This window comes from Pseudomonas oryzihabitans (genome assembly GCF_001518815.1).
Lineage (GTDB): Bacteria > Pseudomonadota > Gammaproteobacteria > Pseudomonadales > Pseudomonadaceae > Chryseomonas > Chryseomonas oryzihabitans_E.
The window spans coordinates 4,395,615-4,416,584 of the sequence record NZ_CP013987.1 but is presented as its reverse complement, the minus strand read 5'-3'; the positions used below and the strand labels follow the sequence as shown (position 1 = coordinate 4,416,584).

The 20,970-nt window shown below is 60.8% G+C and carries 16 protein-coding genes and 4 tRNA genes; 19 read left to right on the top strand and 1 reads right to left on the bottom strand.

The window, feature by feature from the left end:
- Nucleotide 1 precedes the first annotated feature (1 nt).
- Nucleotides 2-778, bottom strand: a complete 777-nt coding sequence (locus tag APT59_RS20180) for an EAL domain-containing protein (RefSeq protein WP_059316472.1) — start codon at nt 776-778, stop codon at nt 2-4.
- Nucleotides 779-896: 118 nt separating this feature from the next.
- Between APT59_RS20180 and APT59_RS20175 the strand changes: the two genes are divergently transcribed.
- The 19 genes from APT59_RS20175 to fusA all read left to right on the top strand — a co-directional run bounded on the left by APT59_RS20175 (nt 897) and on the right by fusA (nt 20,967).
- The gene (locus APT59_RS20175; RefSeq protein ID WP_059316471.1) at nt 897-1,280 is read left to right on the top strand and encodes an RNA-binding S4 domain-containing protein; all 384 of its coding nucleotides are present in this window, start codon (nt 897-899) and stop codon (nt 1,278-1,280) included.
- A 106-nt stretch (nt 1,281-1,386) separates the two neighbouring features.
- Entirely contained in the window at nt 1,387-2,280 is an 894-nt protein-coding gene (gene hslO / locus APT59_RS20170) for an Hsp33 family molecular chaperone HslO (protein WP_059316470.1), read from the top strand.
- 104 nt (nt 2,281-2,384) lie between these two features.
- Nucleotides 2,385-3,926 carry a phosphoenolpyruvate carboxykinase gene (locus APT59_RS20165; RefSeq protein WP_059316469.1) on the top strand — a complete coding sequence of 514 codons (1,542 nt, stop codon included), beginning with the start codon at nt 2,385-2,387 and terminating at the stop codon, nt 3,924-3,926.
- Nucleotides 3,927-4,146: 220 nt separating this feature from the next.
- Nucleotides 4,147-4,231 (top strand) — tRNA-Tyr (locus tag APT59_RS20160).
- A 23-nt stretch (nt 4,232-4,254) separates the two neighbouring features.
- A tRNA-Gly gene (locus APT59_RS20155) sits at nt 4,255-4,328 on the top strand.
- A 20-nt stretch (nt 4,329-4,348) separates the two neighbouring features.
- Nucleotides 4,349-4,424: transfer RNA gene (locus APT59_RS20150), tRNA-Thr, on the top strand.
- Nucleotides 4,425-4,507: 83 nt separating this feature from the next.
- Nucleotides 4,508-5,701, top strand: a complete 1,194-nt coding sequence (gene tuf, locus APT59_RS20145) for an elongation factor Tu (RefSeq protein WP_059316463.1) — start codon at nt 4,508-4,510, stop codon at nt 5,699-5,701.
- Between the two features lie 54 nt (nt 5,702-5,755).
- Nucleotides 5,756-5,831, top strand: a tRNA-Trp gene (locus APT59_RS20140).
- A gap of 35 nt (nt 5,832-5,866) precedes the next feature.
- Complete coding sequence (gene secE, locus APT59_RS20135) at nt 5,867-6,235, top strand: preprotein translocase subunit SecE (protein WP_059316468.1); 369 nt, start codon at nt 5,867-5,869, stop codon at nt 6,233-6,235.
- 11 nt (nt 6,236-6,246) lie between these two features.
- Nucleotides 6,247-6,780, top strand: a complete 534-nt coding sequence (gene nusG / locus APT59_RS20130; protein ID WP_007163096.1) for a transcription termination/antitermination protein NusG — start codon at nt 6,247-6,249, stop codon at nt 6,778-6,780.
- Nucleotides 6,781-6,892: 112 nt separating this feature from the next.
- Nucleotides 6,893-7,324 (top strand): 50S ribosomal protein L11, encoded by a 432-nt coding sequence (gene rplK, locus APT59_RS20125; protein WP_007163095.1) that lies wholly within the window; start codon nt 6,893-6,895, stop codon nt 7,322-7,324.
- On the top strand, nt 7,324-8,019 hold the full coding sequence (gene rplA, locus APT59_RS20120; RefSeq protein WP_007163094.1) for a 50S ribosomal protein L1: 696 nt from the start codon (nt 7,324-7,326) through the stop codon (nt 8,017-8,019). Before rplK ends, rplA begins: the two co-directional genes overlap by 1 nt.
- Nucleotides 8,020-8,227: 208 nt before the next feature.
- Nucleotides 8,228-8,728 carry a 50S ribosomal protein L10 gene (rplJ, locus tag APT59_RS20115; protein ID WP_059316467.1) on the top strand — a complete coding sequence of 167 codons (501 nt, stop codon included), beginning with the start codon at nt 8,228-8,230 and terminating at the stop codon, nt 8,726-8,728.
- Between the two features lie 79 nt (nt 8,729-8,807).
- Nucleotides 8,808-9,176 (top strand): 50S ribosomal protein L7/L12, encoded by a 369-nt coding sequence (gene rplL / locus APT59_RS20110; protein ID WP_059316466.1) that lies wholly within the window; start codon nt 8,808-8,810, stop codon nt 9,174-9,176.
- A 225-nt stretch (nt 9,177-9,401) separates the two neighbouring features.
- Nucleotides 9,402-13,475, top strand: coding sequence for a DNA-directed RNA polymerase subunit beta (gene rpoB / locus APT59_RS20105; RefSeq protein WP_059316465.1), 4,074 nt, complete (start codon nt 9,402-9,404; stop codon nt 13,473-13,475).
- A gap of 62 nt (nt 13,476-13,537) precedes the next feature.
- The gene (gene rpoC / locus APT59_RS20100; RefSeq protein ID WP_007163090.1) at nt 13,538-17,737 is read left to right on the top strand and encodes a DNA-directed RNA polymerase subunit beta'; all 4,200 of its coding nucleotides are present in this window, start codon (nt 13,538-13,540) and stop codon (nt 17,735-17,737) included.
- A gap of 165 nt (nt 17,738-17,902) precedes the next feature.
- Complete coding sequence (gene rpsL / locus APT59_RS20095) at nt 17,903-18,274, top strand: 30S ribosomal protein S12 (RefSeq protein WP_058765563.1); 372 nt, start codon at nt 17,903-17,905, stop codon at nt 18,272-18,274.
- Nucleotides 18,275-18,360: 86 nt separating this feature from the next.
- Nucleotides 18,361-18,834, top strand: a complete 474-nt coding sequence (rpsG, locus tag APT59_RS20090; RefSeq protein WP_007163088.1) for a 30S ribosomal protein S7 — start codon at nt 18,361-18,363, stop codon at nt 18,832-18,834.
- 30 nt (nt 18,835-18,864) lie between these two features.
- The gene (gene fusA, locus APT59_RS20085; RefSeq protein ID WP_059316464.1) at nt 18,865-20,967 is read left to right on the top strand and encodes an elongation factor G; all 2,103 of its coding nucleotides are present in this window, start codon (nt 18,865-18,867) and stop codon (nt 20,965-20,967) included.
- Nucleotides 20,968-20,970: the final 3 nt, after the last annotated feature.

Sequence of the window (20,970 nt, the reverse complement as noted above, 5' to 3'; positions counted from 1 at the left end):
ATCAGTGGCCTCCGCCTAAATGTTGCGGATCGACGAGCTGTTTGAAGGCGGGCTTGGCGAACAGGTAGCCCTGCATCAGGTCGATGCCGAGGTCCCGGAGGCAGTCCCGTTCCGCAGTCGTTTCCACACCTTCGGCCACCACCTGGGTGCCCAGTTCGCGACACATGACGATCACGTTGCGCACGATGGTGCGGCGGACCTGATCCCGGTCGATGTCACGGATGAGCGCCATGTCGAGCTTGACCAGGTCCGGTTGAAATTCGGCCAGTAGGGTCAGGCCGGAATGGCCGGCACCGAAGTCGTCGATGGCGGTCTTGAAGCCGAACTGCTGATACTCACGCAGGATATGCGTCAGATGATTGCTGGCCACATGCTCGGTTTCCACCGTTTCGAAGATCAGGCGTTCCAGCGGAAAGCCATGCTCCCGGGCGGCGGCCAGGGTGCTGCGAATGCACAGCTCTGGGCGATAGACGGCATTGGGCAGAAAGTTGATCGACAAGCTCTCCCGCAGGCCCAGGGCGGCCGCGGTGGCGATTGCCTTGGTGCGGCAGAGCTGGTCGAAGCGATAGCGGTTGCTGTCGGTGACCTGGTTGAGCACCGACAGGGCGCCTTCGCCGGCAGGGCCGCGCACCAGCGCTTCGCGGGCAAAGACCGCGCCTTTGCCCAGATCCACGATGGGCTGATAGGCAAAGTCGAAGTCGAAGCCCAGAGGTTCCGACTGCTGGCAACCCGCGCAACGGGTCTGGCCGGTCAGGTCGGAAGGAAAGAATGTGGTCATGGCTCTCCAGAGGCACGCTTGCAGCGTCGGTCCGATGGTTTAGAGTTCTTGAGAAGAGTCTAAGACCCAACAGGGGACCTTTTATTCGATGTATGCAGTAGATCACACTGAAGAACGGATGCGCCTCGACAAATGGCTATGGGCCGCACGTTTTTTCAAGACCCGCGCGCTGGCCAAGGCTGCTCTCGAAGGCGGCAAGATCCAGTGCCGCGGCGAGCGCTGCAAGCCCAGCAAGGAGCCGCGCATCGGCGACGTCCTCACCATCCGTCAGGGCTATGACGAAAAGACCGTGGTGATCGTCGCCCTGTCGCAGAACCGCCGGGGAGCGCCCGAGGCCCAGCAGCTCTATACCGAGACGCCAGAAAGCATCAAGGCGCGCGAGCAGGCAGCGGCGGCGCGCAAGGCGGGCAATCTCGGCTTGCAGACCGATGGCCGTCCCACCAAGAAGCAGCGCCGGCAGATCCACCAGTTCCGCGAGTACGTCCATCCGTTCGACGACTGAGTCGTCGCCACTCGCTGGATCCTCTCAATGGCCAGGTCCGCCCGATGGTCCTGGCCTGGGTCGCGAACGCCAAGGTTCGCGACCTTCCTCCTTATATAGGTAGTTCATGACTTCCCACGATTTCACCCAGCGCTTCCTGTTCGACGAAACCGATGTCCGTGGCGAGCTGGCCACCCTGGATCGCAGTTATGCCGAGGTGCTGGCCAAGCATCCCTATCCGGAGCCCGTGGCGCAGTTGCTCGGCGAGATGCTGGCCGCCGCCGCCCTGCTGTGCGGCACCCTGAAGTTCGACGGCCTGCTCGTGCTCCAGGCGCGCTCCAGCGGACCCGTTCCGCTGCTCATGGTCGAATGCTCCAGCGAGCGCGAGGTACGCGGCATCGCTCGCTACGACGAGGCGGCGCTCACGGGGTCCGCCTCTCTTGGCGAACTCATGCCCGACGGCATCCTGGCCCTCACCATCGATCCCCGCCATGGTCAGCGCTATCAGGGCATCGTGCCGCTGGAGGGGGCGAATCTGGCCGAGTGCCTGTCCGGCTATTTCGCCACGTCCGAACAGCTGCCCACCCGCTTCTGGCTCAACGCCGATGGGCGACGTGCCCGTGGCCTGCTGCTCCAGCAACTGCCGCCGGCGCGAATCAAGGATGCCCAGGCGCGTCAGGACAGCTGGGAGCACGTGGTCACCCTGGCCGATACCCTCACTGCCGAAGAACTGCTGGGCCTCGACAACGAAGTGATCCTGCATCGCCTGTTCCACGAGGAAACGGTGCGCCTGTTCGACGAGCAAGGGGTGGCGTTCAACTGCAGCTGTTCCCGTGATCGGGCAGCCAATGCGCTGGTCAGCATGGGCCGTTCGGAAGTCGAGACGCTGCTCGACGAACAGCGGGGAGAAATTCAGGTCGATTGTCAGTTTTGCAATGAGCAACAGGTGTTCGACGCCGCCGATATCGCACAGATTTTTGCGGGCGGTGGCACGCAAACCCCGGGAAATACCCGCCACTAGCCGTTGCAAATGCCCGAAGGCTTTCTGGCATAATCCCGCAACGTGTAGTTCTGCCGTGTAAGAGCTACAAGCATAAGGAAAGGCCCAGGGCCATGGGGAACGAAATGACGAAAGCCAACGTGTATACCGATATCAGCGTCGCGCAGTTAGTGGAAGAGTCCCTGCGACGTGGCGAAGGAGAGCTGGCCGCCAATGGCTCGCTGGTCGTCAAGACGGGGCATCGCACGGGGCGTTCGCCGGTTGATCGCTTTATTGTCGAGGAAGCCTCCACGCGCGCTGCCATTCACTGGGGGCCGATCAACCGGCCTTTCCCGGAGGAGAAGTTCGCGCCGCTGTGGGAGCGCGTCAGCGCCTACCTGGACGAGCGTGATCAATTCGTCTCCCACGTTCATGTAGGTGCTGATGTCGAGCACTACCTGCCCGTCGTCATGCGTACCGAGACGGCCTGGCACAACCTGTTCGGCCGTTGCCTGTTCATCAATCCGGCCGAATACAATCCCCAGTCCAAGCCGGCCTGGGAGATCATCAACGCGCCCGAGTTCGTTTGCGAGCCCGAGCGTGACGGCACCAACTCCGACGGTACCGTCATCATCAATTTCGCGGCACGCAAGGTGCTGATCGCCGGCATGCGCTATGCGGGCGAGATGAAGAAGGCCATGTTCTCCGTGCAGAACTTCCTGCTCCCGGAGAAGGACGTGCTGCCGATGCACTGCGCGGCCAACGTGGGCGAGGAGGGTGATGTCACCCTGTTCTTCGGCCTGTCCGGTACCGGCAAGACCACCCTGTCCGCCGACCAGAGCCGCTACCTCATCGGTGACGACGAGCATGGCTGGGGCGTAGGCACCGTCTTCAACATGGAAGGTGGCTGCTACGCCAAGTGCATCGACCTGTCCGAAAAGAACGAGCCGGTCATCTGGAAAGCCATCCAGTTCGGCGCCGTGCTGGAAAACGTGGTCCTGGATCCGCAGACCCGTCAGCCCAACTATGCCGATGACAGCCTGACCCAGAACAGTCGTGCAGCCTATCCGCGCGAGCTGATCGACAAGCGTGCCGAGCACAACCTGGGCGGCGAGCCCAATGCGGTCATCTTCCTGACCTGCGACCTCACCGGTGTGCTGCCCCCGGTTTCCATCCTTAATAATGAGCAGGCGGCCTACCACTTCCTGTCCGGCTATACCGCCCTGGTCGGCTCGACCGAGATGGGCTCCGGCCCGGGCATCAAGTCGACCTTCTCCACCTGCTTCGGCGCGCCCTTCTTCCCGCGTCCGGCAGCCGAGTACGCCGATCTGCTGATCAAGCGTATCCAGGGCTTCGGCTCCAAGGTCTATCTGGTCAATACCGGCTGGACCGGTGGCGGCTACGGCGTGGGCAAGCGTTTCAACATCCCCACCACCCGCGCGGTGATCGCCGCCATCCAGAGCGGCGCCCTGATCGGTACCGAAACCCGCCACGTACCGGTCATCAATCTCGATGTCCCGGTTGCCGTGCCTGGCGTGGATACCGTCCTGCTCAATCCGCGCGATACCTGGCAGGAAGGCGAGGCCTATGATGCGGCGGCACGCGAGCTCGCCGGCAAGTTCGTCGAGAACTTCAAGAAGTTCTCCGGCGTCTCCGAGGCCATCGTGGCGGCCGGTCCCCAGCTGTAATTCGGGGCTATCGTCTGCAGACAAAGGCCGCCGCTAGGGCGGCCTTTGTTTTTTAAGCTTTTTTTGCGGTTTGGGGTTGCGTAGTTCGCTGAGGTTGCATAAACTGCGCCCGCTTTCGCTGATAACGCTAACGAGCGAAGGGAAAGCACTGATTGTTAAGGAGATTTTAAAAAGATCCTTGACAAGAGGAGGGCAGATGAAGAAAATGCCGCCTCACTTTGGAGGGGTTCCCGAGTGGCCAAAGGGATCAGACTGTAAATCTGACGTCGCAGACTTCGAAGGTTCGAATCCTTCCCCCTCCACCAGATTGCTAGAGCGCTTAGGCTCTGCGGGTATAGTTCAGTGGTAGAACCTCAGCCTTCCAAGCTGATGATGCGGGTTCGATTCCCGCTACCCGCTCCAGTTTGACTGGCAAATGTTTCGCTCATGTAGCTCAGTTGGTAGAGCACACCCTTGGTAAGGGTGAGGTCAGCGGTTCAAATCCGCTCATGAGCTCCATCTTAAAAGGCAGATATGAAAATATCTGCCTTTGTTTTAATGGCGGCATTGCTTTGCTCAATTCGTGAAGGGAGAGAGTGTCGATGGCTAAAGAAAAGTTCGAACGTAACAAGCCGCACCTGAACGTGGGCACCATCGGTCACGTTGACCATGGCAAGACCACTCTGACCGCAGCGCTGACCAAAGTCTGTGCCGACACCTGGGGCGGTTCCGCTCGTGGTTTCGACCAGATCGACAACGCGCCGGAAGAAAAGGCTCGCGGTATCACCATCAACACTTCCCACGTTGAGTACGATTCGGCGACCCGTCACTACGCGCACGTCGACTGCCCCGGCCACGCCGACTACGTGAAGAACATGATCACCGGTGCTGCCCAGATGGACGGCGCGATCCTGGTTTGCTCGGCTGCTGACGGCCCCATGCCGCAGACCCGTGAGCACATCCTGCTGTCCCGTCAGGTAGGCGTTCCGTACATCGTCGTGTTCCTGAACAAGGCCGACATGGTTGACGACGCCGAGCTGCTGGAACTGGTCGAAATGGAAGTTCGCGATCTGCTGAACACCTACGACTTCCCGGGCGACGACACTCCGATCGTGATCGGCTCCGCGCTGATGGCCCTGAACGGCCAGGATGACAACGAGATGGGCGTTTCTGCCGTGCGCAAGCTGGTCGAGACCCTTGACTCCTACATCCCCGAGCCCGAGCGCGCCATCGACAAGCCGTTCCTGATGCCGATCGAAGACGTGTTCTCGATCTCCGGTCGTGGCACCGTGGTGACCGGCCGTGTCGAGCGTGGCATCGTCAAGGTCCAGGAAGAAGTCGAGATCGTGGGCATCAAGGCCACCGTCAAGACCACCTGCACCGGCGTTGAAATGTTCCGCAAGCTGCTGGACGAAGGTCGTGCCGGTGAGAACGTCGGCGTCCTGCTGCGTGGCACCAAGCGTGAAGACGTCGAGCGTGGCCAGGTTCTGGCCAAGCCGGGCACCATCAAGCCGCACACCAAGTTCGAGTGCGAAGTGTACGTGCTGTCCAAGGAAGAAGGCGGTCGTCACACCCCGTTCTTCAAGGGCTACCGTCCGCAGTTCTACTTCCGTACCACTGACGTGACCGGTAACTGCGAGCTGCCGGAAGGCGTCGAGATGGTGATGCCGGGCGACAACATCAAGATGGTTGTCACCCTGATCGCTCCGATCGCGATGGAAGACGGTCTGCGTTTCGCCATCCGCGAAGGCGGTCGTACCGTCGGCGCCGGCGTGGTTGCCAAGATCATCGAGTAATCGATTGATCTTGGGCTGTTAGGCCGGCATAATGGTCGGCCTGATTCAAGTTACAGGCCAGTAGCTCAATTGGCAGAGCGGCGGTCTCCAAAACCGCAGGTTGGGGGTTCGATTCCCTCCTGGCCTGCCAGATTTATATCTGGCACTCCTTACAGGATTCATGCAATGAGCATCAAGGCGGAAGCCAAAGAGTCGCGCTTCGATGCGCTGAAGTGGCTGGTGGTTGTCGTTCTGGTGGTGATCGGTGTTGTTGCCAATCATTACTTCGCTGCTCAGTCCATCCTGTATCGAGTGGTAGGTCTGTTGGTGTTGGCAGCTATCGCTGCCTTTGTTGCCCTGCAGACTGCCAAAGGGCAAGCCTTCTTCGGTTTGCTGAAAGACGCCCGTACCGAGATTCGCAAGGTTGTCTGGCCTACTCGGCAAGAGACCACCCAGACCACGCTGATCGTGGTCGCCGTGGTGCTCGTGATGGCTTTGTTGTTGTGGGGGCTCGACTCCCTGCTCGGTTGGCTAGTTTCCACGATTGTTGGTTGAAAGGGTTCGCCGTGGCTAAGCGTTGGTACGTCGTGCATGCCTACTCGGGTTACGAGAAGCATGTCATGCGTTCGTTGATCGAACGCGTCAAGCTGCACGAAATGGAAGACCAGTTCGGCGACATTCTGGTGCCCACCGAAGAAGTGGTGGAAATGCGTAATGGCCAGAAGCGTAAAAGCGAGCGCAAGTTTTTCCCGGGCTATGTCCTGGTGCAGATGGAGATGAACGAAGGGACTTGGCACTTGGTCAAGGATACCCCTCGTGTCATGGGCTTCATCGGCGGTACCGCCGACAAGCCGGCACCCATCACTGATCGTGAGGCGGATGCGATTCTGCGTCGTGTCTCCGATAGCAGCGACAAGCCCAAGCCGAAAACCTTGTTCGAGGCGGGTGAGACAGTTCGAGTCGTGGACGGTCCGTTCGCCGACTTCAACGGTGTCGTCGAAGAAGTGAATTACGAAAAGAGCCGTATCCACGTGGCGGTACTGATCTTTGGTCGGTCGACCCCGGTGGAGCTCGAGTTCAGCCAGGTCGAAAAGGTCTAGGTTGTCCGCATCCCTCACCCCGTAGCCCAGGCTGCGGGGTTTTGTCGTCACTGGGATATAGCAAGTAATTGGGGAGCCCCACGGGGCGTTGAACCCATCATTGGAGTAGCACATGGCTAAGAAGATTCAGGCTTACATCAAGCTGCAGGTTAAGGCCGCCCAAGCCAACCCGAGCCCGCCGGTCGGCCCGGCGCTGGGTCAGCACGGCGTCAACATCATGGAATTCTGCAAGGCGTTCAACGCCCGCACCCAGGGCATGGAGCCCGGTCTGCCCACTCCGGTGATCATCACCGTGTACAGCGACCGCAGCTTCACCTTCGAAATCAAGAGCACCCCGGCCTCTGTGCTGCTCAAGAAGGCTGCTGGCATCCAGAGCGGTTCCGCTCGTCCCAACAGCCAGAAGGTTGGTACCGTCACCCGCGCCCAGCTGGAAGAGATCGCCAAGACCAAGAATGCCGATCTCACCGCCGCCGATATGGACGCCGCCGTGCGTACCATCGCCGGTTCCGCTCGTAGCATGGGTCTGAATGTGGAGGGCGTGTAATGGCCAAGCTCACTAAGCGTCAAAAGGCTATCGCCGAAAAAATCCAGGCTGGCAAGCAGTACGGCTTCGAAGAAGCTGCAGCCCTGCTGGCCGAGCTGTCCACCATCAAGTTCAAGGAGTCCATCGACGTCTCCGTGAACCTGGGCGTGGATCCGCGTAAATCCGACCAAGTCGTCCGTGGCGCCACCGTGCTGCCCAACGGCACTGGCAAGTCGGTTCGCGTTGCCGTTTTCACCCAGGGTGCCAATGCCGAAGCTGCTCTGGCCGCTGGTGCCGAGAAAGTCGGCATGGACGAACTGGCTGCTGAAATGAAAGCTGGCGACCTGAACTACGACGTCGTCATCGCCTCGCCGGATGCCATGCGTGTCGTCGGCCAGCTGGGTCAGCTGCTCGGCCCGCGTGGTCTGATGCCCAACCCCAAGGTTGGCACCGTGACCCCGGACGTCGCTACCGCCGTCAAGAATGCCAAGGCTGGTCAGGTGCGTTTCCGTACCGACAAGAACGGCATCATCCACGCTTCCGTTGGCAAGATCGATTTCGAGCCCGTGAAGCTGAAGCAGAACGTTGAAGCTCTGCTGGCCGACCTGAAGCGCCTGAAGCCCTCGACCTCCAAGGGCATCTACGTCAAGCGCATCACCCTGAGCTCCACCATGGGCCCGGGTCTGCAGATCGATCAGGCTTCCCTGGAAGCCTAAGCAAGATACAAGTCGCTGTGCCTTCGGGCGCGGCGTCAAGATTGGGGTCCCTGCCTGGCGGGGGCTGTCCAAGACCGTAGGGGACGCAAGTCTTAAACCGGGGAAACCCCAGCCTACGCAGATGGTGCTCCCGATTCGGTTACCGAGTCAGACACCAAAACGCCGCCCAGTCCATCGGGCGAAACGGTAACATCCAGGAGTTAAACCCGTGGCAATCAAACTCGAAGACAAGAAGGCTATCGTCGCTGAAGTCAACGAGGCTGCCCAAGGTGCCCTGTCCGCTGTCGTGGCCGATGCCCGTGGCGTGACTGTGGGTGCCATGACCGGACTCCGTAAAGAGGCCCGCGCGGCTGGTGTCTATGTACGTGTCGTACGTAACACCCTGCTGCGTCGTGCCGTTGAAGGCACGTCTTTCGACGTTCTCAACGACACCTTCAAGGGCCCGACCCTGATCGCGTTCTCCAAGGAGCATCCGGGCGCCGCCGCCCGTATCTTCAAGGATTTCGCCAAGGGTCAGGACAAGTTCGAGATCAAGGCCGCCGCGTTCGAAGGCAAGCTCATCCCGGCTAACCAGATCGACGTACTGGCAACCCTGCCGACCTACGACGAAGCTGTGTCCCAGCTGATGAGTGTCATCCAGGGCGCTACCAGCAAGCTGGCTCGTACCCTCGCCGCCATTCGCGACCAAAAGGAAGCTGCCGCCGCCTAATCGTGCGTGCTGCGTTTCCTGCAAGTCTTTCTTATTATTTGCGGCCTGAAGCCGCACCCTGTTATAGGAATCTAGAGTCATGGCTCTGACCAACGAAGACATCATTAACGCCGTATCCGAAATGTCCGTCATGCAAGTGGTGGAACTGATCAAGGCGATGGAAGAGAAGTTCGGCGTGACCGCTGCTGCCGCCGCCGCTGCTGGCCCGGCTGCTGCCGCTGCCGTCGTCGAAGAGCAGACCGAATTCACCATCATGTTGACCGAGACCGGCGACAAGAAAGTGAACGTCATCAAGGTCGTTCGTGAACTGACCGGCCTGGGCCTGAAAGAAGCTAAGGCTGTCGTTGACGGCGCCCCGGGCGTGGTCAAGGAAGGCGTCTCCAAAGAGGAAGGCGAAGCTGCCAAGAAGGCTCTGGAAGAAGCAGGCGCCAAGGTCGAGCTCAAGTAAGTTCGGTTCTTGCGTCTACAGCCGCAACGTTTCACGTTCGGCTGATGGCTGGTGGCGAACGCCACCGGCCTTTTGCCGTTTTGTACAGAGCGAGCATATCCGCCTGACAAGATGCGCTGTATCCACCTCGCTCTCGGGGTGCGGCAAACCAAAGGGTTTGCACGATTTTCCGGCTGCTCCCGTCGGAGAGGCCAAACAAGCTGGTGACCAAGCTGGGGAACGCTGATGGCTTACTCATACACTGAGAAAAAACGTATCCGCAAGGACTTTAGCAAGTTGCCGCACGTCATGGACGTGCCCTATTTGCTGGCTATCCAACTGGATTCGTACCGCGAATTCCTGCAGGCGGGCGCAGGCAAAGACCAGTTCCGCGATATCGGCCTGCATGCGGCCTTCAAGTCCGTTTTCCCGATTATCAGCTATTCCGGCAATGCGGCCCTGGAATACGTCGGCTATCGCCTGGGCGAGCCGGCTTTCGATGTGAAGGAATGCGTCCTGCGCGGCGTGACCTTCGCCGTCCCGCTGCGAGTCAAGGTTCGCCTGATCATTTTCGACCGTGAGTCGTCGAACAAGGCGATCAAGGACATCAAGGAGCAGGAAGTCTACATGGGGGAAATCCCCCTGATGACCGAGAACGGTACCTTCATCATCAATGGTACCGAGCGTGTCATCGTGTCCCAGCTGCACCGCAGCCCGGGCGTGTTCTTCGATCACGACCGCGGCAAGACGCACAGCTCGGGCAAGCTGCTGTACTCGGCACGCATCATCCCCTACCGCGGCTCCTGGCTGGACTTCGAGTTCGATCCCAAAGACGCCGTGTTCGTCCGTATCGACCGTCGCCGCAAGCTGCCGGCCTCGGTACTGCTGCGCGCGCTCGGCTACAGCACCGAAGAGGTGCTGGATGCGTTCTATGACACCAACACCTTCCATATCAAAGGTGAAATGCTGACGTTCGAGCTGGTACCCCAGCGTCTGCGCGGCGACATTGCCAGCTTCGACATCAAGGATGGCAGCGGCAAGGTGATCGTGGAGCAGGGCCGCCGTGTGACCGCTCGCCACATCAATCAGCTGGAAAAGTCCGGTCTGAGCGAGCTGGAAGTACCCTTCGATTACGTCATTGGCCGTACCACCGCCAAGGCCGTCGTGCATCCGTCCACTGGCGAGATCATCGCCGAGTGCAACACCGAACTGACCCTGGACATTCTGGCCAAGATGGCCAAGGCCAATGTCGTGCGGTTCGAGACGCTGTACACCAACGACATCGACTGTGGTCCCTTCATCTCCGATACCCTGAAGATCGACTCCACCGGCAACCAGCTGGAAGCCCTGGTCGAGATCTACCGGATGATGCGTCCTGGCGAGCCGCCGACCAAGGAAGCTGCCGAGACCCTGTTCAACAACCTGTTCTTCAGCGCCGAGCGTTACGACTTGTCCGCCGTCGGCCGCATGAAGTTCAACCGCCGTATCGGTCGCGACGCCATCGAAGGCTCGGGTGTCCTCAGCCGCGAAGACATCGTCGACGTGCTCAAGACCCTGGTCGACATCCGTAACGGTAAGGGCATCGTCGACGACATCGACCACCTGGGTAACCGCCGTGTCCGTTGCGTCGGTGAAATGGCCGAGAACCAGTTCCGCGTGGGCCTGGTGCGGGTGGAGCGTGCCGTCAAGGAACGCCTATCCATGGCCGAAAGCGAAGGCCTGATGCCGCAGGATCTGATCAACGCCAAGCCGGTGGCTGCCGCGATCAAGGAATTCTTCGGCTCCAGCCAGCTGTCCCAGTTCATGGACCAGAACAACCCGCTGTCGGAGATCACCCACAAGCGTCGTGTCTCCGCACTCGGCCCGGGCGGTCTGACCCGTGAGCGCGCCGGTTTCGAAGTTCGTGACGTACACCCGACGCACTACGGCCGGGTCTGCCCGATCGAAACGCCGGAAGGCCCGAACATCGGCCTGATCAACTCCCTGGCTGCCTATGCCCGCACCAACCAGTACGGCTTCCTCGAAAGCCCGTATCGCATGGTCAAGGACGGCGTGGCCACCGACGAGATCGTTTTCCTGTCGGCCATCGAAGAAGCCAACCACGTGATCGCCCAGGCCTCTGCAGGGCTGGATGAGAACAACCGGCTGATCGACGAGCTGGTGGCCGTGCGTCACCTGAACGAATTCACCGTGAAGGCGCCCGAAGACGTCACCCTGATGGACGTTTCGCCCAAGCAGGTCGTTTCCGTCGCTGCCTCGCTGATTCCGTTCCTCGAGCACGACGACGCCAACCGTGCGCTGATGGGTTCCAACATGCAGCGTCAGGCCGTGCCGACCCTGCGTTCGGACAAGCCGCTGGTAGGTACCGGCATGGAGCGCAACGTCGCCCGTGACTCCGGCGTCTGCGTCGTGGCTCGCCGTGGCGGTGTGATCGACTCCGTCGATGCCAGCCGTATCGTGGTGCGTGTCAACGATGACGAAGTCGAGACCGGTGAAGCCGGCGTCGACATCTACAACCTGACCAAGTACACCCGTTCCAACCAGAACACCTGCATCAACCAGCGTCCGCTGGTGAGCAAGGGTGATCAGGTGGCCAAGTTCGACATCCTGGCCGATGGCCCCTCGACCGACATGGGCGAGCTGGCACTGGGTCAGAACATGCGCGTGGCCTTCATGCCCTGGAACGGCTTCAACTTCGAAGACTCCATCTGTCTGTCGGAGCGCGTGGTTCAGGAAGACCGCTTCACCACCATCCACATCCAGGAACTGACCTGTGTGGCCCGTGACACCAAGCTCGGCCCGGAGGAGATCACCTCCGACATCCCGAACGTGGGTGAGGCTGCGCTGAACAAGCTGGACGAGGCGGGTATCGTCTATGTCGGTGCCGAGGTCGGTGCCGGTGACATCCTGGTCGGCAAGGTCACGCCCAAGGGCGAAACCCAGCTGACCCCGGAAGAGAAGCTGCTGCGCGCCATCTTCGGTGAGAAGGCCAGCGACGTTAAGGACACCTCCCTGCGCGTGCCCACCGGCACCAAGGGTACCGTCATCGACGTTCAGGTCTTCACCCGTGACGGCGTCGAGCGTGACTCCCGCGCCCTGGCCATCGAGAAGTCCCAGCTCGACGAGATCCGCAAGGATCTGAACGAAGAGTTCCGTATCGTCGAAGGTGCGACCTTCGAGCGTCTGCGTCAGGCCCTGGTGGGTCAAGTCGCCGAGGGCGGTCCGGCAGTCAAGAAGGGTGCCGTCATCACCGACGAGTACCTGAATGGCCTCGAGCGCGGTCAGTGGTTCAAGCTGCGCATGGCGGAAGATGCTCACAACGAGCAGCTGGAAAAGGCCCAGGCCTACCTGTCCGACCGTCGCCAGTTGCTGGACGACAAGTTCGAAGACAAGAAGCGCAAGCTGCAGCAGGGCGATGACCTGGCACCGGGCGTACTGAAGATCGTCAAGGTCTACCTCGCCATCAAGCGCCGCATCCAGCCGGGCGACAAGATGGCCGGTCGTCACGGTAACAAGGGTGTGGTCTCGGTGATCATGCCGGTCGAAGACATGCCCTACGACGCCAACGGCACACCGGTGGACATCGTGCTCAACCCGCTGGGCGTACCCTCGCGGATGAACGTCGGTCAGATCCTTGAAACCCACCTGGGCCTCGCGGCCAAGGGCCTGGGCGAGAAGATCAACCTGATGCTCGAAGAGCAGCGCAAGGTCGCCGAACTGCGTGGCTTCCTGCACGAGATCTATAACGAGATCGGTGGCCGCCAGGAGAAGCTGGACGACCTGAGCGACCAGGAAATCCTCGACTTGGCTAAGAACCTGCGTGGCGGTGTTCCCATGGCCACGCCGGTATTCGACGGTGCCAAGGAGCGCGAGATCAAGGCTATGCTGAAGCTGGCCGATCTGCCCGAGAGCGGTCAGATGCGCCTGTACGATGGCCGCACTGGCAACGCCTTCGAGCGCACCACCACCGTTGGCTACATGTACATGCTCAAGCTGAACCACCTGGTGGACGACAAGATGCACGCCCGTTCCACTGGTTCCTACAGCCTGGTTACCCAGCAGCCGCTGGGTGGTAAGGCGCAGTTCGGTGGTCAGCGTTTCGGGGAGATGGAGGTCTGGGCACTGGAGGCCTATGGCGCGGCTTACACCCTGCAGGAAATGCTCACGGTGAAGTCGGACGATGTGAACGGCCGGACCAAGATGTACAAGAACATCGTGGACGGGGATCACCGCATGGAGGCCGGCATGCCCGAGTCCTTCAACGTGTTGATCAAGGAAATCCGCTCGCTCGGCATCGATATCGAACTGGAAACCGAATAACACGAGACCCTAGAGGATGCGGCCGCGCGGCGGCTGCATCCGGTCCGTGAGGAGGAAAGGCCTTGAAAGACTTACTCAATCTGTTGAAAAACCAGGGTCAACTCGAGGAGTTCGATGCCATCCGTATCGGTCTGGCCTCGCCCGAGATGATTCGCTCCTGGTCGTTCGGTGAAGTTAAGAAGCCGGAGACCATCAACTACCGTACCTTCAAGCCGGAGCGCGACGGTCTGTTCTGCGCCAAGATCTTTGGCCCGGTCAAGGACTACGAGTGCCTGTGCGGAAAGTACAAGCGTCTCAAGCATCGCGGCGTGATCTGCGAGAAGTGCGGCGTGGAAGTCGCCCTGGCCAAGGTGCGCCGCGAGCGCATGGGCCACATCGAGCTGGCTTCGCCCGTTGCCCACATCTGGTTCCTGAAGTCGCTGCCGTCCCGTATCGGCCTGCTGCTGGACATGACCCTGCGTGACATCGAGCGCGTGCTCTATTTCGAGAGCTACGTGGTGATCGATCCGGGCATGACCACCCTCGAGAAGTATCAGCTGCTCAACGACGAGCAGTACTTCGAGGCCCTGGAAGAATTCGGTGACGACTTCGACGCCCGCATGGGTGCGGAAGCCGTATTCCAGCTGCTCGGCGCCATTGATCTGGAGCACGAGATCGGCCGCCTGCGCGAAGAGATTCCGCAGACCAATTCCGAGACCAAGATCAAGAAGCTGTCCAAGCGTCTCAAGCTGATGGAAGCCTTCCAGGGCTCCGGCAACAAGCCGGAGTGGATGGTCATGACCGTGCTGCCCGTGCTGCCGCCGGACCTGCGTCCGCTGGTGCCGCTGGATGGCGGCCGCTTCGCGACCTCCGACCTGAACGACCTCTATCGTCGCGTCATCAACCGGAACAACCGCCTCAAGCGGCTGCTCGACCTCGCCGCGCCCGACATCATCGTGCGCAACGAGAAGCGCATGCTGCAGGAAGCCGTCGACGCCCTGCTGGATAACGGCCGTCGCGGTCGCGCCATCACCGGTTCCAACAAGCGCCCGCTGAAGTCCCTGGCCGACATGATCAAGGGCAAGCAGGGTCGTTTCCGTCAGAACCTGCTGGGCAAGCGCGTCGACTACTCCGGTCGTTCCGTGATCACCGTGGGTCCGACCCTGCGTCTGCACCAGTGCGGCCTGCCCAAGAAGATGGCCCTGGAGCTGTTCAAGCCTTTCATCTTCGGCAAGCTGGAAGCCCGTGGCATGGCGACCACCATCAAGGCCGCCAAGAAGATGGTCGAGCGCGAGCTGCCCGAGGTCTGGGACGTTCTCGCCGAAGTCATCCGCGAACACCCCGTGCTGCTCAACCGCGCCCCGACCCTGCACCGTCTGGGTATCCAGGCGTTCGAGCCGGTCCTCATCGAAGGCAAGGCCATCCAGCTGCACCCGCTGGTCTGCGCCGCGTACAACGCCGACTTCGACGGTGACCAGATGGCCGTGCACGTGCCGCTGACGCTGGAAGCCCAGCTGGAAGCGCGCGCCCTGATGATGTCGACCAACAACATCCTGTCGCCCGCCAACGGCGAGCCGATCATCGTGCCGTCGCAGGACGTGGTTCTAGGTCTGTACTACATGACCCGCGAAGCCATCAACGCCAAGGGCGAGGGCCGCGTGTTCGCCGACCTGCAGGAAGTCGATCGCGTCTTCCGTGCCGGCGAAGCCGCACTGCACGCCAAGGTCAAGGTGCGCATCAACGAGACCATCCGTCACAAGGACGGCAGCCTGACCAAGAACACCCGCATCGTCGACACCACCGTCGGCCGTGCGCTGCTGTTCCAGGTAGTGCCCGCCGGTCTGCCGTACGACGTGGTCAACCAGTCGATGAAGAAGAAGGCCATCTCCAAGCTGATCAACCACTGCTACCGCGTGGTGGGTCTGAAGGACACTGTCATCTTCGCCGACCAGCTGATGTACACCGGTTTCGCCTATTCGACCCTGTCTGGCGTCTCCATTGGCGTCAATGACTTCGTCATTCCGGACGAGAAGGCTCGCATCATCGATGCCGCCACCGCCGAAGTGAAGGAGATCGAGAGCCAGTACGCCTCCGGCCTGGTGACCCAGGGCGAGAAGTACAACAAGGTGATCGACCTCTGGTCGAAGGCCAACGACGAAGTGTCCAAGGCGATGATGACCAACCTCTCGAAAGAGAAGGTCATCGACCGCGAGGGCAAGGAAGTCGACCAGGAGTCCTTCAACTCCATGTACATGATGGCCGATTCCGGCGCCCGGGGTTCCGCGGCCCAGATTCGTCAGCTCGCCGGCATGCGTGGCCTGATGGCCAAGCCGGACGGCTCCATCATCGAAACGCCCATCACCGCCAACTTCCGTGAAGGCCTGAACGTACTCCAGTACTTCATCTCCACCCACGGCGCCCGTAAGGGTCTGGCGGATACCGCACTGAAGACCGCGAACTCCGGTTACCTGACCCGTCGTCTCGTCGACGTGGCCCAGGATCTGGTAGTGACCGAGGTCGATTGCGGTACCGAGCGTGGCCTGATCATGACTCCGCACATCGAAGGCGGTGACGTGGTCGAGCCCCTGGGTGAGCGCGTTCTGGGTCGAGTCATCGCCCGTGACGTGCCCAAGCCGGGTACCGAAGAGATCATCGTGCCTGCAGGCACCCTGGTCGACGAGCGCTGGGTCGAGTTCCTCGAGCTCAACAGCGTCGACGAAGTCGTGGTGCGTTCGCCGATCACCTGCGAAACCCGTCATGGCATCTGCGCCAAGTGCTACGGTCGCGATCTGGCTCGCGGTCACCAGGTCAACATCGGTGAAGCGGTCGGCGTCATCGCCGCCCAGTCCATCGGTGAGCCGGGTACCCAGCTGACCATGCGTACCTTCCACATCGGTGGTGCGGCCAGCCGGACCTCCGCTGCCGACAGCGTCCAGGTCAAGAACGGCGGTGCCATCCGCCTGCACAACCTGAAGCACGTCGAACGTGCCGATGGTGCCCTGGTTGCCGTATCCCGTTCCGGCGAGTTGGCCATTGCCGATGAATTCGGTCGTGAGCGCGAGCGCTACAAGCTGCCCTACGGTGCCGTGATTTCGGTCAAGGAAGGCGACAAGGTCGACGCTGGCGCCATCGTCGCGAAGTGGGACCCGCACACCCACCCCATCGTCACCGAGATGGACGGTACCGTGGCCTTCGTCGGTATGGAGGAGGGCATCACCATCAAGCGCCAGACCGACGAACTGACCGGTCTGACCAACATCGAGGTGCTCGACGCTAAAGATCGCCCGACTTCCGGCAAGGACATCCGTCCGGCGGTCAAGCTGATCGACGCCAATGGCAAGGACCTGCTGCTGCCGGGTACCGACGTACCGGCCCAGTACTTCCTGCCGCCGAACGCGCTGGTCAACCTGAGCGACGGTGCCAAGGTGCATGTGGGTGACGTCATCGCACGTATCCCCCAGGAAACCTCCAAGACCCGCGACATCACCGGTGGTCTGCCCCGCGTGGCCGACCTCTTCGAGGCGCGTCGTCCCAAGGAGCCGGCAATCCTGGCCGAGATCAGCGGTACCATCTCCTTCGGCAAGGAAACCAAGGGCAAGCGTCGCCTGGTCATTACGCCGACCGACGGCACCGACCCCTATGAGGAGCTGATTCCGAAGTGGCGCCACCTGAACGTCTTCGAAGGCGAACAGGTAAGCCGCGGCGAAGTCATCTCCGATGGTCCGAGCAACCCGCACGACATCCTGCGCCTGCTGGGTGTCAGCGCGCTGGCCAAGTACATCGTCAACGAGATCCAGGACGTGTACCGCCTGCAGGGCGTGAAGATCAACGACAAGCACATCGAGACCATCCTGCGGCAGATGCTGCGCAAGGTCGAGGTGAGCGATACTGGTGATTCGAGCTTCATCAAGGGCGACCAGGTCGAACTGACCCACGTCCTGGAAGAGAACGAGCAGCTGGTCGGCAATGATCGTTTCGTCGCCAAGTACGAGCGTGTCCTGCTGGGTATCACCAAGGCCTCGCTGTCCACCGAGTCCTTCATCTCGGCTGCTTCGTTCCAGGAGACCACCCGTGTCCTGACCGAGGCTGCCGTGACTGGCAAGCGCGACTTCCTGCGCGGCCTGAAGGAAAACGTGGTGGTGGGTCGTCTGATCCCGGCCGGTACCGGTCTGGCCTACCACAGCGAGCGCAAGCGTCAGCGCGAACTCGGCAAGCCGCAGCGCGTGAGCGCCAGCGAGGCCGAGGCCGCTCTGACCGAAGCGCTGAACTCTAGCGCCAGCTGAGTTCGGTAGCAGGTCTCGCTTGACAAAGCCCCCGGCGCCCCAGGCGTCCGGGGGCTTTGTCTTGACTGGAGCGCCTAAGCTCTTTAGACTTTCGTTCCCCGAAAATGGGCAGCACTAACGTTCTGTCATTTCGTTTATGTCGCAAGACAATCAGTGGAGCTATAGATGGCAACTATCAACCAGCTGGTGCGTAGTGCACGCAAGCGTCTCGTCGAGAAATCCGACGTGCCTGCGCTGCAAAACTGCCCGCAACGTCGTGGCGTGTGCACTCGCGTGTACACCACCACTCCCAAGAAGCCCAACTCCGCACTGCGGAAGGTCTGCCGTGTACGTCTGACCAACGGCTTCGAAGTCACCTCCTACATCGGTGGTGAAGGTCACAACCTGCAGGAACACAGCGTCGTGCTGATCCGCGGTGGCCGGGTCAAGGATCTGCCGGGTGTGCGTTATCACACCGTGCGCGGCTCGCTGGACACCACCGGTGTGAAGGACCGCAAGCAGGGCCGTTCCAAGTACGGCACCAAGCGTCCGAAGTAATCACCTTTCTTTTTGTTCGAGTCGATAAGAGTAAGGTCGGGCAGCGTGTCCCGAGCTAACCTGAAGACCGTTTTGAGGGCTTATCAATGCCAAGACGTCGTGTAGCGGCCAAGCGCGAAATACTTGACGATCCGAAATACGGAAGCCAGATCCTGGCCAAGTTCATGAACCACGTGATGGAGAGCGGCAAGAAAGCCGTTGCCGAGCGTATCGTTTATGGTGCTCTGGACAAGGTCAAAGAGCGTTCCAAGAATGCCGAACCCCTGGAAGTTTTCGAAAAAGCGCTCGACGCCATCGCTCCGCTGGTCGAAGTGAAGTCCCGCCGTGTCGGCGGTGCTACCTACCAGGTGCCGGTTGAGGTTCGTCCTTCCCGTCGTAATGCCCTGGCCATGCGCTGGCTGGTGGACTCCGCGCGTAAGCGCGGCGAAAAGTCCATGGCTCTGCGCCTGGCGGGTGAACTCATGGACGCTTTTGAAGGCAAGGGTGCCGCAGTCAAGAAGCGCGAAGACGTGCATCGCATGGCAGAAGCCAACAAGGCCTTCTCGCACTACCGCTTCTAAGCCTAGCGCTTCCAATCAAGCGAGGACCTTATGGCTCGTACAACTGCTATTAACCGCTACCGGAACATCGGTATCTGCGCCCACGTGGACGCAGGTAAGACGACCACTACCGAGCGGATTCTGTTCTACACCGGCGTGAACCACAAAATGGGTGAGGTTCATGACGGCGCTGCGACCATGGACTGGATGGTGCAGGAGCAGGAGCGTGGTATCACCATCACCTCCGCTGCCACCACCGCGTTCTGGTCCGGTTCGACCAAGCAGTACGACAAGTACCGCGTGAACATCATCGATACCCCCGGCCACGTGGACTTCACCATTGAGGTGGAGCGTTCCCTGCGCGTGCTGGATGGTGCGGTAGTGGTGTTCTGCGGCACCTCCGGTGTCGAGCCCCAGTCCGAAACCGTATGGCGTCAGGCCAACAAGTACGGCGTGCCGCGTATCGTCTACGTCAACAAGATGGACCGTGCCGGTGCCAACTTCCTGCGCGTTGTCGAGCAGATCAAGAAGCGCCTGGGCCACACTCCGGTCCCGGTTCAGCTGGCAATCGGCTCGGAAGACAACTTCCAGGGTCAGATCGACCTGCTGAAGATGAAGGCCATCTTCTGGAACGACGACGATCAGGGCATGACCTACCGCGAGGAAGACATTCCTGCGGACATGCTGGCTGACGCCGAGCAGTGGCGCTCCAACATGGTCGAGGCTGCGGCCGAAGCCAACGAAGAGCTGATGAACAAGTACCTGGAAGGCGGCGAGCTGTCGATCGACGAGATCAAGGCCGGCCTGCGTCAGCGTACCATCGCCTGCGAAATCGTCCCGGCCGTTTGCGGTTCGTCCTTCAAGAACAAGGGTGTGCCCCTGGTTCTGGACGCCGTGATCGACTTCCTGCCGGCGCCCATCGAGATTCCCGCGATCAAGGGTACCAACCCGGACAACGAGGAAATCGCCGACGAGCGTCATGCAGACGACAATGAGCCCTTCTCGGCTCTGGCGTTCAAGATCGCGACCGACCCCTTCGTCGGTACCCTGACCTTCGCTCGCGTTTATTCGGGCGTCCTGAGCTCCGGTGACTCCGTCATCAACTCGGTGAAAGGCAAGAAAGAACGCGTCGGCCGTATGGTGCAGATGCACGCCAACACCCGTGAAGAGATCAAGGAAGTTCGTGCTGGCGACATCGCCGCCCTGATCGGCATGAAGGACGTCACCACCGGTGACACCCTGTGCTCGATCGAGAAGCCGATCATCCTCGAGCGCATGGACTTCCCGGAGCCGGTGATTTCGGTCGCCGTCGAGCCGAAAACTAAGGCCGACCAGGAGAAGATGGGCATCGCACTGGGCAAGCTGGCTCAGGAAGATCCCTCGTTCCGCGTCAAGACCGACGAAGAGTCCGGTCAGACCATCATCTCCGGCATGGGCGAGCTGCACCTGGACATCCTGGTGGACCGCATGAAGCGCGAATTCGGCGTGGAAGCGAACATCGGTAAGCCTCAGGTCGCCTACCGCGAAACCATCCGCAACACCTGCGAGATCGAAGGCAAGTTCGTTCGCCAGTCGGGTGGTCGTGGTCAGTTCGGTCATTGCTGGATCCGCTTCGCACCGGCTGACGAAGGTCAGGAAGGTCTGGAGTTCGTGAGCGAAGTCGTGGGCGGTGTGATTCCGAAGGAATACATCCCGGCGATCCAGAAGGGCATCGAAGAGCAGATGAAGAACGGTATCGTTGCCGGCTATCCGCTGCTCGGTCTGAAGGCCGCTGTGTTCGATGGTTCCTACCATGACGTCGACTCCAACGAGATGGCGTTCAAGATCGCTGCCTCCATGGCGACCAAGCAGCTCACCCAGAAGGGTGGTGCCGTGCTGCTCGAGCCGATCATGAAGGTCGAGGTCGTGACCCCGGAAGACTACATGGGCGACGTCATGGGCGACCTGAACCGTCGTCGTGGCCTGATCCAGGGTATGGAAGACACCGTGACCGGCAAGGTCATCCGTGCCGAGGTTCCGCTGGGCGAGATGTTTGGCTACGCTACGGATGTCCGCTCCATGTCTCAGGGTCGCGCAAGCTACTCCATGGAGTTCTCCAAGTACTCCGAAGCTCCGTCGAACATCGCCGAAGCCATCATCAAGAAACAAGCTTAATCA